The sequence below is a fragment of the Bacillus sp. ISL-18 genome, from assembly GCF_018613415.1.
Lineage (GTDB): Bacteria > Bacillota > Bacilli > Bacillales > Cytobacillaceae > Neobacillus.
The window spans coordinates 264,422-276,907 of the sequence record NZ_JAGGQG010000010.1 but is presented as its reverse complement, the minus strand read 5'-3'; the positions used below and the strand labels follow the sequence as shown (position 1 = coordinate 276,907).

At 38.7% G+C, this 12,486-nt stretch carries 13 protein-coding genes; all 13 read left to right on the top strand.

All coding sequences use genetic code 11. The annotated features are described in order from the left end of the window. Nucleotides 1-108 precede the first annotated feature (108 nt). The gene (locus J7E81_RS14370; protein WP_251028650.1) at nucleotides 109-915 is read left to right on the top strand and encodes a heptaprenyl diphosphate synthase component 1; all 807 of its coding nucleotides are present in this window, start codon (nucleotides 109-111) and stop codon (nucleotides 913-915) included. 3 nt (nucleotides 916-918) lie between these two features. Further along, nucleotides 919-1,623 (top strand): demethylmenaquinone methyltransferase, encoded by a 705-nt coding sequence (locus J7E81_RS14365; protein ID WP_215043140.1) that lies wholly within the window; start codon nucleotides 919-921, stop codon nucleotides 1,621-1,623. A 43-nt stretch (nucleotides 1,624-1,666) separates the two neighbouring features. Further along, on the top strand, nucleotides 1,667-2,629 hold the full coding sequence (hepT, locus tag J7E81_RS14360; RefSeq protein ID WP_215043138.1) for a heptaprenyl diphosphate synthase component II: 963 nt from the start codon (nucleotides 1,667-1,669) through the stop codon (nucleotides 2,627-2,629). 108 nt (nucleotides 2,630-2,737) lie between these two features. Further along, complete coding sequence (gene ndk, locus J7E81_RS14355) at nucleotides 2,738-3,184, top strand: nucleoside-diphosphate kinase (protein ID WP_215043136.1); 447 nt, start codon at nucleotides 2,738-2,740, stop codon at nucleotides 3,182-3,184. Between the two features lie 167 nt (nucleotides 3,185-3,351). Next, nucleotides 3,352-4,524, top strand: coding sequence for a chorismate synthase (gene aroC / locus J7E81_RS14350; RefSeq protein WP_215044371.1), 1,173 nt, complete (start codon nucleotides 3,352-3,354; stop codon nucleotides 4,522-4,524). Then, the gene (gene aroB, locus J7E81_RS14345) at nucleotides 4,524-5,594 is read left to right on the top strand and encodes a 3-dehydroquinate synthase (RefSeq protein WP_215043134.1); all 1,071 of its coding nucleotides are present in this window, start codon (nucleotides 4,524-4,526) and stop codon (nucleotides 5,592-5,594) included. Before aroC ends, aroB begins: the two co-directional genes overlap by 1 nt. Nucleotides 5,595-5,612: 18 nt before the next feature. After that, entirely contained in the window at nucleotides 5,613-5,987 is a 375-nt protein-coding gene (gene aroH, locus J7E81_RS14340; RefSeq protein WP_215043131.1) for a chorismate mutase, read from the top strand. A gap of 36 nt (nucleotides 5,988-6,023) precedes the next feature. After that, entirely contained in the window at nucleotides 6,024-7,112 is a 1,089-nt protein-coding gene (gene hisC, locus J7E81_RS14335; RefSeq protein WP_215043129.1) for a histidinol-phosphate transaminase, read from the top strand. 33 nt (nucleotides 7,113-7,145) lie between these two features. Then, entirely contained in the window at nucleotides 7,146-8,252 is a 1,107-nt protein-coding gene (locus tag J7E81_RS14330; RefSeq protein WP_215043126.1) for a prephenate dehydrogenase, read from the top strand. 38 nt (nucleotides 8,253-8,290) lie between these two features. Next, complete coding sequence (gene aroA, locus J7E81_RS14325; RefSeq protein ID WP_215043124.1) at nucleotides 8,291-9,580, top strand: 3-phosphoshikimate 1-carboxyvinyltransferase; 1,290 nt, start codon at nucleotides 8,291-8,293, stop codon at nucleotides 9,578-9,580. Nucleotides 9,581-9,683: 103 nt separating this feature from the next. Continuing rightward, nucleotides 9,684-10,580, top strand: a complete 897-nt coding sequence (locus J7E81_RS14320; RefSeq protein WP_215043122.1) for a hypothetical protein — start codon at nucleotides 9,684-9,686, stop codon at nucleotides 10,578-10,580. Between the two features lie 24 nt (nucleotides 10,581-10,604). Beyond that, nucleotides 10,605-11,870, top strand: coding sequence for a tetratricopeptide repeat protein (locus J7E81_RS14315; RefSeq protein WP_215043120.1), 1,266 nt, complete (start codon nucleotides 10,605-10,607; stop codon nucleotides 11,868-11,870). A 32-nt stretch (nucleotides 11,871-11,902) separates the two neighbouring features. Then, entirely contained in the window at nucleotides 11,903-12,469 is a 567-nt protein-coding gene (locus J7E81_RS14310; RefSeq protein ID WP_215043118.1) for a ReoY family proteolytic degradation factor, read from the top strand. Nucleotides 12,470-12,486 lie beyond the last annotated feature (17 nt).

Here is a 12,486-nt window from a genome sequence, read left to right as displayed (position 1 = left end):
CTTATTTTATTAACAAGATAATTATTTTTCCTTAAAGTGGGCATGAAATTTTAGTGAAAATAGACAATATAAAATACATAAAGTGATTACATCGGGGAAGCAAGGGTGATGACAGTGCATGACATTCGACAAAAATATACAATGATTAAAGAGCAGGTCGAAAAAAGGGTTTTTGATTCCTACTTGCTTGAATATATAGAACCCCCCAAAATTGATGAGGAAAAGTTGTTAGTCCTCGTCTCTTTAATGGAACCACTAGAACTGTCTTTTAATCAGATTCAAAACTATACATTGTCAACCATGCTAATTCAAATTGCCCTTGACACCCATGATTATATATCAAGTACTGCCATAGATGAGAAAAAACGGCAGCTAACAGTACTTGCTGGAGACTATTTTAGCGGCCTTTACTATAAACTTCTTGCGGATGCAGAAGATATAAATATGATAAAATGTCTATCTGCAGGTGTAAAAGAAGTAAATGAAAATAAAATTCTTGTCTACAACAAAAATGACCTGGATGGCATTGAGAGCTTGATGTCTAGTATGAAAAGAATCGAAAGTTCTCTACTGACTAAAGTTGCTGATTATTTTAAAGTCGGGGTTTGGAACGAGTTTCTTAGTGAGCTGTTTTTATTTAAAAGGTTACTAAATGAGAGAAACCAATATTTTCAAACAGGATACTCTTTTTTATTTCAAACTCTAAAGAAAATCATTTTCTCTGGTGAAATATTGGGAAATTTAACCGAAGAACAACAACAGCGTTTAATACAGGCTTGTGACGAATATATAGAGCGGTCCAAACAAGGGATTGAAAAACAACTTCCTTACTTGAATGACTTCCTTGCAAAAAGGGTCAGAGTGTTATTGGGTCAATACCATCCATATGCAAAAACTTTTGTGGAAGAAGGGTAAAACATGCAGCAATCGAAAGAACAGCGCGTTCACAATGTGTTTGAAAAGATATCTGATAACTATGACAAAATGAATTCGGTTATTAGTTTTCAGCAACACATCAAGTGGCGGAAGGATACCATGAGAAGAATGAATGTTCAACCTGGTTCAAAGGCTCTCGATGTCTGCTGCGGAACGGCTGATTGGACCATTGCCTTAGCGGAAGCAGTTGGCCCGACCGGAAAGGTTACAGGACTCGATTTTAGCCAAAACATGTTAAATGTAGGGATAGAAAAAGTTAAGGAACTAGGGCTTGACCAGGTGACATTAATTCATGGAAATGCAATGGAATTACCATTCCCTGATAACAGCTTTGATTATGTTACAATTGGCTTTGGCTTAAGGAATGTACCGGATTACCTGCAGGTATTAAAGGAAATGCATCGGGTTCTAAAACCAGGCGGAATAGCAGTGTGCTTGGAAACGTCACAGCCTACCTTAATAGGCTATAAACAGCTTTATTATTTTTACTTTCGTTTTATCATGCCGCTGTTTGGGAAAATGCTGGCGAAAAGCTATCGGGAATATGCGTGGCTCCATGAATCTGCCCGTGATTTTCCGGGGATGAGGGAGCTTGCTAGGTTGTTTGAAACGGCAGGGCTTAAAGCAGTGAAATATAAACCATATAGTGGCGGCGCTGCCGCTGTTCATATAGGCAAAAAACTTTAATTCGTCAAAAATGAAGACAGGATGAAAAGCAGGGTGAATACAAATGAAATTAAAAATGATGTATTCATTTTTGAATTCGGATATTAACATAATAGAAAAAGAACTTGAAGAGACCATCCAACCGGAGTCTCTTCTTTTGAAACAGGCTTCTATGCATACACTACAAGCCGGAGGAAAACGAATTCGTCCTGTTTTTGTTTTACTTGCAGGTAAATTTGGACATTACGATATCCATGTCCTCAAAAATGTAGCTGTCGCCTTAGAATTAATTCATATGGCCTCGCTCGTTCATGATGATGTAATCGATGATGCTGATCTGCGTCGGGGGCAGCCAACTGTCAAATCCAAATGGGACAACAAAATAGCTATGTACACAGGTGACTTTGTATTTGCACTTGCCCTTGAATTGATGTCAAATATTAAAAGCTCAGAAGCTCATAAAATTTTGGCCAACACCATTGTCGAAGTAACGGTGGGGGAAATTCAACAAATAAAAGATAAGTACCGCTTTAACCAATCCCTGAAGGATTATCTTAGAAGAATTAAAAGGAAGACCGCTTTGTTAATTGCAGTAAGCTGCCAATTAGGAGCTGTTGCTGCGGGTGTAGAGGAAAATGATCATAAGAAACTCTACCAATTTGGTTATTATGTTGGCATGTCCTATCAGATTATTGATGATATTTTGGATTTTACTTCGACAGAAAAGGAATTAGGGAAACCAGCTGGCAGCGATCTTCTCCAAGGAAACATTACTGCCCCTGCCTTATTTGCTATGAACAGCCCTAGAATACTTAGTGAAATTGAAAAGGTTCATGAAAATATGGAACCTAATGAAATTGGACGAATTATTTCCTTAATCAAACAATCGGGTGCAATTGAAAAGTCCTTCGCTTTAAGTGACCACTACCTGGATAAAGCATTAACTATTCTAGAGGAGTTACCAGAAAATAAAGCCAAAAAAACACTAAGAGATATCGCTAAATATATAGGCAGACGAAAGTTTTAATTTCTCTGCCGACATCTTCTTGCTAAATATTCAAAAAAATGATAACATTTTCATGGATTGTTCAAACTAACAACCAATATACATAATATTCTTTGGGAGTGGGATTTCATGGAAAAAACATTTTTAATGGTCAAGCCTGACGGTGTTCAGCGTAACCTTATTGGGGAAATTGTGGCTCGTTTCGAAAAGAAAGGCTTCCAATTAGTAGGGGCAAAATTAATGACAATTCCGAATGAGCTTGCTGAACAACATTATGGTGAGCATAAGGACCGTCCATTTTTTGGGGAATTGGTGGACTTTATTACATCCGGGCCTGTATTTGCGATGGTTTGGCAAGGAGAAAATGTTATTTTCTCGGCTCGTCAAATGATGGGATCTACAAATCCTAAGGACGCAGCTCCGGGAACGATTCGTGGAGATTTTGGCCTTACTGTTGGTAAAAATATTATCCACGGCTCTGATTCGCCTGCTAGTGCAGAACGTGAAATTGGCTTATTTTTTAAAGAAATTGAATTAGTTGATTATTCTAAGATAGTTAATGAGTGGATTTATTAATTGATCGGAAAGGCACTTGTATAAGACATATACAAGTGCCTTTTTTTGTATCCGGTTACAAAAATTTCTTCCTTATTTTCTGAATAGTTATACTATGTTTATTTTGCTCAATATGTTATATTGATACATAATTCTTTAATGAGTTGAAGGGGGAAAGAGCGATGGGAATGAGATATTTAACAGCAGGAGAATCCCATGGGCCGCAGCTAACGACAATTTTAGAGGGCTTACCGGCAGGAATGCCGATTGAAGCTTCAGATATAAATAATGAATTAGCCAGACGGCAAAAAGGCTATGGCCGTGGAAGACGTATGCAAATAGAAAAGGATACTGCAGAAATTGTTTCAGGAGTTCGTCATGGACAAACACTTGGTTCACCGATTGCCCTTGTGGTAAAGAACAATGATTGGAAGCATTGGACTAAGATAATGGGTATTGAGGCTTTAGAGGAAGGCCAAGAGGATGAAGTAAAGCGGAAGGTGACAAGAGCACGGCCTGGTCATGCTGATCTAAATGGAGCCATTAAATATGGCCACCGCGATATGAGAAATGTATTAGAGCGTTCTTCAGCTAGGGAAACAACTGTTAGAGTTGCAGCTGGTGCTGTAGCAAAGAAACTGCTTTCATTAGTTGGGGTGGAAATCGTCGCACATGTTGTCGAAATCGGTGGAGTGAAAGCGAATGTTGATCCTAATCTTTCGATAGAAACATTAAAAGAAGTAACAGAGTTATCTCCAGTTCGTGTGGCAGATCCTACTGTTGAGCAAGCAATGATGTCTGCTATTGACGAAGCAAAGAAAAATGGTGATTCGATTGGCGGAGTCGTCGAGGTCATAGCAACAGGGATGCCTGCAGGTATTGGAAGTTATGTTCACTACGATCGGAAAATCGATGCGAAGTTAGCAGCCGCAATTATGAGTATAAACGCATTTAAAGGCGTTGAAATAGGAATTGGCTTTGAAGCCGCAAGATTACCTGGAAGTCAGGTACATGATGAAATAGCATGGGATGAAGAAACGGGCTATTATCGTAAGACCAATCGTTTGGGTGGAGTGGAAGGCGGTATGACCACCGGGATGCCGCTTGTAGTAAGAGGAGTCATGAAACCTATTCCAACACTATATAAACCATTGATGAGCGTTGATATTGAAACAAAGGAGCCATTTGCAGCAAGTGTTGAGCGATCTGACAGTTGTGCAGTTCCTGCGGCGGCTGTTGTTGCCGAGCAAGTAGTAGCATGGGAACTTGCCAACGCATTGATTGAACAGTTTAATAGTGACCGTTTTGATACCCTAGTCGATGAAATTAATAGACATCGTGAGTATGCGAGGGGATTTTAATGGAGACGATTCAAATCCTAACTGAATCCAAACAGTATCCTGTTTTTGTAGGAGATGGGGTGAGAAATGAACTTCGCTCATTCCTAGCAAACCATTTTCCTAACTTAACAAAAATCCTAATTATTACCGATGAAACAGTTGCAAAGCTTCATCTTGATAAATTACTTCAAGGATTAAAACCGTTGGAACCAGTTATTTTTACGGCACCTTCAGGTGAAAAAGCAAAGACCTTTGAGGTATATTATGAGGCTCTTACAACTGCTTTAGCTAGTCATTTAGATCGTAAATCAGTTGTTCTTTCTCTTGGAGGAGGAGCAGTCGGGGATTTAACCGGATTTGTTGCAGCTTCTTTTATGCGCGGGATACCTTTTATTCAGGTTCCTACCACTATTCTTGCACATGATAGTGCCGTTGGCGGGAAAGTTGCCATCAATCATCCTCTGGGGAAGAATATGATTGGTGCTTTTTATCAGCCGGAGGCGGTATTTTATGATCTTGAATTATTAAATACGCTGCCCATTCATGAAATACGTTCAGGTTTTGCAGAGGTTATTAAACATTCCCTCATTGCTGATCCTCATTTTTATGATTGGTTAAAGTTTAATATTCATGATTTAAGTACTCTTACTAAAGAACAATTATCCGCTTCACTTGTTCAAGGGATAAAGATAAAAAACAAATTCGTATCACAGGATGAAAAAGAAACAGGAGTCCGTGCTTTTTTAAATTTAGGGCATACCCTAGGACATGCAATTGAAGCAGAAATGGGCTACGGTAATTTCACCCATGGTGAAGCAGTGATGATTGGGACGATCTTCGCTTTGAAATTAAGTAATAACTTATTAGGTTTAACGTTTAATATCAATGAATTCATAGATTGGGTTACCGAGTTGGGCTATGAAACCACAGTACCCAAACAATTATCCTTTGAAAACTTGATAGCGAAAATGAGACAGGATAAAAAATCTGTTGGGGATGCAATTCGTTTTGTTTTACTTGAACAAGTGGGGCATCCTTTACTCCAGGAAGTGTCAGAAGAGGTATTATGGCAAGAGTTGACAAGATTTTAATATAAGGGAGAATGTTTTATGATCAGAGGTGTGAGGGGTGCCACAACGGTTACTGCTAATTCTGAAGAAGCTATTATTACTGCAACGGAGGAACTATTTGCTAAATTAATTGAAGTAAATCAAATTCAACCTGATTCCGTTGCCTCTGTATTAGTTTCAACAACAGAAGATGTTAATGCTGCGTTTCCAGCTAAAGCATTGCGGAAATTTCAAGGCTGGACCTATGTACCAGTAATGTGTATGCGAGAAATGCCTGTTCCTAATTCCTTGAAAATGTGTGTTAGAGTAATGATGCACGTCAATACAAGTGTTCCACAGGAAAAAGTTGTCCATGTTTATCTAAATGATGCCCAAGTGTTAAGACCTGATTTAAACAATAGCATGACATTATAATAATTCAAATTTTTTAAAGCAAACGGGGTGTGGAAAATGAGATGGAAAGAACAGTTATTAACACTGACTCCATATCAACCAGGAAAGTCAATTGATGCAGTGAAGAAACAGTTTAATCTTGAAAAAATCGTAAAATTAGCCTCCAATGAAAACCCCTTTGGGTGTTCAGATTCAGTTCATTCAGCACTAAATTCGAATTCAACCAGTCTGGCAATTTATCCTGATGGCTATGCGACTAATCTAAGAGAAACACTTGCATCCTTTTTGGAAGTTGAAGAGAACGAGCTCATTTTAGGAAATGGCTCAGATAATTTAATTCAAATGATCTCAAGGGCTCTCTTACATCCAAAAGCGAGTACAGTAATGGCTCATCCGACCTTTTCGCAGTATAAGCACAATGCGGTAATTGAAGGAGCCATTATTAAAGAAATCCCTCTTGTAAACGGCGAGCATGACTTAGACGCTATGTTAGAGGCCATTGATGAACAGACGAATGTCATTTGGGTGTGCAGCCCTAATAATCCCACTGGTACATATGTTTCGGAGGATAAATTAATCCCATTCCTTGAAAAGGTTCCGCCACACATTCTGGTGGTTCTTGACGAGGCTTATTACGAGTACGTAGTTGCCGAGGATTATTATAATTCTATTAGTTTGACCCGTAAGTTCGATAACCTAATCGTACTCCGTACGTTTTCAAAAATTTATGGTTTAGCAGCCTTAAGAATAGGTTATGGTGTAGCAAATCCAGCAATTATCAAGGCCTTAGAACCTGCTAGGGAACCATTTAACGTTAATTCTTTAGGCCAGTTAGCTGCAAGTGCGGCAATTCAGGATCAGCAATTTGTCGAAGATTGTAAAGATAAGAACAGGCAGGGAATTGCACAATTTTATCAATTTTGCGAAAAGTATAATCTAGAATATTATCCTACCCAGACCAACTTTATCTTAATAGACTTTAAAGTAGACGGAGATAAGGTTTTCAATTATTTACAAGAGAGAGGATTTATTGTACGTTCCGGAAAAGCACTGGGCTTCCCTACCTCAGTAAGAATAACGGTGGGCTCCCTAGAACAAAACGATGGTGTTTTAAAGGTACTAAGTGAATTTCTTAGGACAAATTAGAAAAGCAGTTTTTTCTAAATAGGGGGATGGACATTGAAGGGCCGGGTTTTTGTGATTGGCTTAGGATTAATAGGTGGATCCTTGGCATTATGTATTAAGAAGGAACATTTCAATTCTAAAATTGTAGGATTCGACATTAGCAACGAACAGGCCAGACTGGCTAGTATGCTTGGTGTCATTGATGAAATAGCAGATAGTATCCAGGATGGAGCGATTGGCGCCGATTTAATTATTATTGCTGCGCCAGTTAATGAAACAAAAGAAATCATTCACCTGCTCTCTGAACTTCCACTTAATCCAGAAGTAATAGTAACTGACACAGGGAGTACGAAGGGGAAAATTGTTGAGAGTAGTCTATGTTTAACAAAACGTGGGTTTACTTTTATTGGCGGCCATCCTATGGCTGGCTCACATAAAAGCGGAGTATCAGCAGCAAAGGAAATATTATTTGAAAATGCCTTTTATTTGTTAACACCTGAGGACCATATTGAAAATTCTAAGGTGGATACTCTAAAAGAGTGGTTAATCGGGACACATGCTAAATTCTTAACGATTACTCCGGATACACATGATTATCTTACAGGAATCGTCAGCCATTTTCCGCATATTATCGCTGCATCAATTGTTCGGCAAACCGAAAGACTCTCTGAATCAGAGGGTCTAATCCCCCGCCTTGCAGCGGGAGGCTTTCGTGATATTACAAGGATTGCTTCCAGCAGTCCTAAAATGTGGAAGGACATCTTGCTTCACAACCGTGAAATATTAATAGAATTACTTAACCAATGGCTTTCAGAAATGAATGAGGTCAAAACACTTTTAGAACAAGAAAACAGTACTGCTATATACAATTATTTTAATCAAGCAAAGCAGTTCCGCGATGGGCTTCCTCAGAAAGAAAAAGGGGCTATTCCTTCATTTTATGACTTGTTTGTGGATATTCCGGATTATCCTGGGGTGATCTCTGAGATAACTGGTTATCTAGCAAAGGAACACATTAGCATCACTAATATTCGTATTTTAGAAACGCGAGAGGATATTAATGGAGTGTTAGTGATCAGTTTTCAAACAGAAGAGGATCGTCAAAGAGCTGAGCGATGTATAGAGAGTTATTCCAACTACGCAACTTCAGTGGGTACCTAACCGGTAAAATATTATGAATTTAAAAAAGGTGATTTCTGATGGAAACATTAAAACTAAAGACCAACATTAATCGTTTAGTTGGTGAAGTAACAATCCCAGGTGATAAATCTATATCCCATCGATCTGTCATGTTTGGTTCTATTGCCCATGGCGAAACAAGAGTAACTAACTTTTTGCCGGGTGATGATTGTTTAAGTACAATCTCATGCTTTCGAAAGCTTGGCGTTACGATTGAGGAATCCAATGATGAGCTTCGAATTTATGGAAATGGCTTTGAGGGATTAACAGAGCCTTCTGAGGTTTTAGACGTTGGGAATTCCGGAACAACCATTCGTTTATTAATGGGAATCTTGTCAGGCAGACCATTTTTTTCATCTTTAGTGGGCGATGCTTCGATTGGTAAACGGCCAATGACACGGGTAACGGGTCCATTAACGCAAATGGGTGCTAAACTGGATGGCCGAAAAAGCGGTGACTTCACTCCAATTTCGATCCGTGGAGGGCAATTACAGCCTATTCAATATGAACTTCCGGTGGCCAGTGCACAGGTTAAATCTGCAATAATCCTTGCCGGATTACAGGCAGATGGGGTCAGTACCATTATTGAACCTGCTGAGACTCGTGATCATACAGAACGCATGATCCGACAATTTGGCGGTGAAATAACCAAAGATAACCATACTATTCAGGTTAAAGGTGGACAAAAACTGACAGCATCAACCATTCATGTTCCTGGTGATATTTCTTCGGCGGCTTTTTTTCTTGTTGCAGGTGCTATTATCCCTGAAAGTGAAATTACCTTAAAAAATGTGGGATTAAATCCTACTAGGACCGGAATTATTGAGGTTATGCAGAAAATGGGCGCAGATTTAGAAATTGTTCAAGCTGCTACAGATGATTTTGAACCTGCTGGGGATCTCATTATAAAAACTTCAAATCTTAAAGGGACTGTAATTGAGGGAAGCTTAATTCCAAGACTAATTGATGAAATTCCGATTATTGCTCTCCTAGCTACACAAGCAGAAGGGACCACGATCATTAAGGATGCCGAAGAATTAAAGGTAAAAGAAACAAATCGCATCGATACAGTCGTTCAAGAGCTAGGTAAATTGGGGGCTGTTATTGAAGCTACTGAAGATGGGATGATTATCCAGGGGAAATCTAAATTAACTGGTGGAAAGGTCTCCAGCCATGGGGATCATCGGATTGGGATGATGCTCGCCATTGCTGCCCTCTTATGTGAGGATGCTGTTGATCTTCAACAATCCGAGGCTATTTCTGTTTCCTATCCGAACTTTTTCACACATCTAAATAGTTTAATCCGATAAAGCTGCCTTTGAGCAGCTTTTTGCATTTTTACACTGCATTAAAGTCATAGTTTTATCAATTTTAGCATAGCTTGTCTTAAGAAAAGTAAAAAGGTGGTGGACGATGTATATTATTGAAAATGCCAATATCCTTAAAAACAAGCAGATAATGACTACTTCACTTTTCATTGCGGATGAACGAATAACAATGGTTAAAAAATGTACATCCCATGATCAGTATATGAGAATGAACGTAGAGCCCTTTATCATGACCCCTTCTTATGTCCTTTTAAGTTCATCCATACCTTATAAAGAATCCTTTCAAGCATTAAAGTCCTATATATCTGAACATTTTTTAGTAAAAGGTTGTACCACCATTTTCACCTATGTTGACCTATTATACGAAAATCAACTGGCAGACAAGATAAATGAATTGAAGACGGCCTTAAACAGCAGTCCGATCGATTTTATCATTGGGGTTAAGATTTCCGCTAATCTGATCACCCCCTCACTTATGAGAACTTGTAAAAAGTATAAAATTCCAGCCATTTTTGTTGAACTGCATGAGTTTGATGAATTGGAGTCGATTCCGTGGGGGTGGGTTAGGGAAGCAATGTTTCCCTATAACTGTCCATTAATTCCATTAATTTCTTCCCCGCAAAAGAAGGAAGCCAGCCTGGTTCTGTCGAAATGGAAAGATAGGATGGTAAAAGAAAAAATTCCAGCCATATATGAGCCAATAGAAGAAAATCACCCCTTGCCCATTCCTATTCTTAATAAGATTGGTCTATACCCGCAAAAAGGCAGCCTTATGGCGGGAACGGAATTAAGCTATAATCTATATCTTATGGAAAAAGAAATCAGGAAGGTTGATGAAGAAAGTTTATTTCATTATCATAGTAATAGACTTGTAGTAACAGTTCACAAAGGAAAGGTGATTCGCTCGGGCAATAAGGTTTTATTTAGCCCGGGAAGTGGAGAATATGTAAAGGTGAGAACCCCATCTTATTTTTCATTGTAATTCTGGGAAGTAGAGGTATAAGCCATGGAACGTGTAGATAAAATTATTCAAATGTTAGAAAACGGCCAACATAAAGAGGCATTAAATGAATATAATGATGTATTACAAAGCGGCAATCCGGAAGAAAAATTTCTTCTCGGGGAGGAACTATACCATTATGGTTTTTTAGAAGAGGCAAAGGCACTGATGGAGAGTTTGCTAAAAATTTATCCGGAAGAAGGCGAGCTCCTTGTCCTGCTGGGTGAAATATTGGTTGAAGCAGGTGAAGAGGAAGAAGCAATCCTTGTTTTAGAGAAAATCTCAGAGCAAGATGCCCATTTTGCTCAGTCACTATTATTACTTGCTGATCTTTACCAAGTTCAAGGGCTTTATGAAGTTTGCGAAAGAAAGTTATTAAAAGCAAAAGAGTTGCTGCCTGATGAGGTTATTATTGATTTTGCCTTAGGAGAGCTCTACAGTGAGCAAGGTGAAGTTATCAAAGCCCAGAATGCATATGAGCGAGTTTTAAGGGAAGAAGATGAAATTGCCGGAGTTAATATCCACGGAAGACTCGCTGACCTTTTAAGTGCCTCAGGAGCATTTGAAGAGGCTCTCTCCTTTTATGATCAGGCATTGAGAGAAAAGATAGAGATTAATACTCTATTTGGTTATGCTTTTACTGCACTTCAAGCAGGATATAACCGGACAGCAATTGAAAGGTTCAATGAATTAAAAGAATTCGACCCGGAATACCATTCCCTTTATCTGCATCTAGCTAAGGCATATGAACGGGAAGAAGAACTTGAAAATAGTTTACAAGCTATTAAAGAGGGCATTAAACAAGATGAATTTAATAAAGAGTTATTTTTCTTTGGAGGTAAAATCAGTTTAAAGCTTGGCAATGAAGAGGACGCAGAGCAATATTTTCGTGAGGCTCTTGCACTAGACCCTGGATTTATGGAAGCTGCCATAACCTTAAATAAGCTTTTTTTCCGCCAGGAAAGGTACGAGGATGTAATTGAATTAATTACCCAGTTAGATATTCATGGTGAAGAGGAGCCACAGCTCCTTTGGGATTCAGCTTTAGCCTACGATAAACTTGAAGAATATTCTTTCGCATTAGACAAATATGAAGGTGCATATACTTTTTTTAAGAGTAATGAAGCGTTTTTACAGGATTATGGATATTTTCTCGTAGAAGAAGGAAAAAACGAACGCGCCGCCGAAATTTTTAAACAGCTGTTAATGGGGGATCCATCAAACGAAGAATATCTGGATTTGCTTGAACGTCTTACCGATGTGAACATCTAAAAAAGCTGATTATGCAGAGGAGGGAAACTATCATGGCAACCCCTGTTTCTGTCAACGAGAAGAAGGATTTTATTCGCTGGTTTTTAAATCATTATCAATTAAAAAGAAGAGAATGTGTTTGGATTTTAAACTATTTAATGAGTCACGATCAATTAATGGAAAAGGTACATTTTGTTGAGCAGGCACAATATTGTCCACGCGGTCTGATTATGTCTACACACTGTGTTGATAAAGTTCCGTTTCGTTTTTATAAGGAAAATGTCATGACAACCGATGCTGAAAAATCCTTTCATGATATTCGCCTGAATCGAGACGAGGATATCTTTATTCAGTTAAATTTTCATGCCTCTAATCAGGCACATCAGTATGCAGCAGTTTTGGAGGAAAATCCGTTTGTTCCCAAGCATTTACAGGTAAATGAGAAGGATGGCATCGTCGCCGAACAATTACTGCAATACAGTATCGACCGTTTTCAACGGGAAAAACTAATGGAGCTAATTGATGAAGCCCTCGATCAACAGGATCAGCGATTATTCCAAATGCTAACCGAGAAATTAAATAAATTATCTCAAACACAGGAAAAGGGAAGTCTGCGCTAAGCCGGCTTCCTTTTTCA

Excerpts from the sequence above, each read along its gene's own strand:
- J7E81_RS14370 (WP_251028650.1), top strand. The coding sequence starts at position 109 with ATGACAGTGCATGACATTCGACAAAAATATACAATGATTAAAGAGCAG.
- J7E81_RS14365 (WP_215043140.1), top strand. The coding sequence starts at position 919 with ATGCAGCAATCGAAAGAACAGCGCGTTCACAATGTGTTTGAAAAGATA.
- hepT (WP_215043138.1), top strand. The coding sequence starts at position 1,667 with ATGAAATTAAAAATGATGTATTCATTTTTGAATTCGGATATTAACATA.
- ndk (WP_215043136.1), top strand. The coding sequence starts at position 2,738 with ATGGAAAAAACATTTTTAATGGTCAAGCCTGACGGTGTTCAGCGTAAC.
- aroC (WP_215044371.1), top strand. The coding sequence starts at position 3,352 with ATGAGATATTTAACAGCAGGAGAATCCCATGGGCCGCAGCTAACGACA.
- aroB (WP_215043134.1), top strand. The coding sequence starts at position 4,524 with ATGGAGACGATTCAAATCCTAACTGAATCCAAACAGTATCCTGTTTTT.
- aroH (WP_215043131.1), top strand. The coding sequence starts at position 5,613 with ATGATCAGAGGTGTGAGGGGTGCCACAACGGTTACTGCTAATTCTGAA.
- hisC (WP_215043129.1), top strand. The coding sequence starts at position 6,024 with ATGAGATGGAAAGAACAGTTATTAACACTGACTCCATATCAACCAGGA.
- aroA (WP_215043124.1), top strand. The coding sequence starts at position 8,291 with ATGGAAACATTAAAACTAAAGACCAACATTAATCGTTTAGTTGGTGAA.
- J7E81_RS14320 (WP_215043122.1), top strand. The coding sequence starts at position 9,684 with ATGTATATTATTGAAAATGCCAATATCCTTAAAAACAAGCAGATAATG.
- J7E81_RS14315 (WP_215043120.1), top strand. The coding sequence starts at position 10,605 with ATGGAACGTGTAGATAAAATTATTCAAATGTTAGAAAACGGCCAACAT.
- J7E81_RS14310 (WP_215043118.1), top strand. The coding sequence starts at position 11,903 with ATGGCAACCCCTGTTTCTGTCAACGAGAAGAAGGATTTTATTCGCTGG.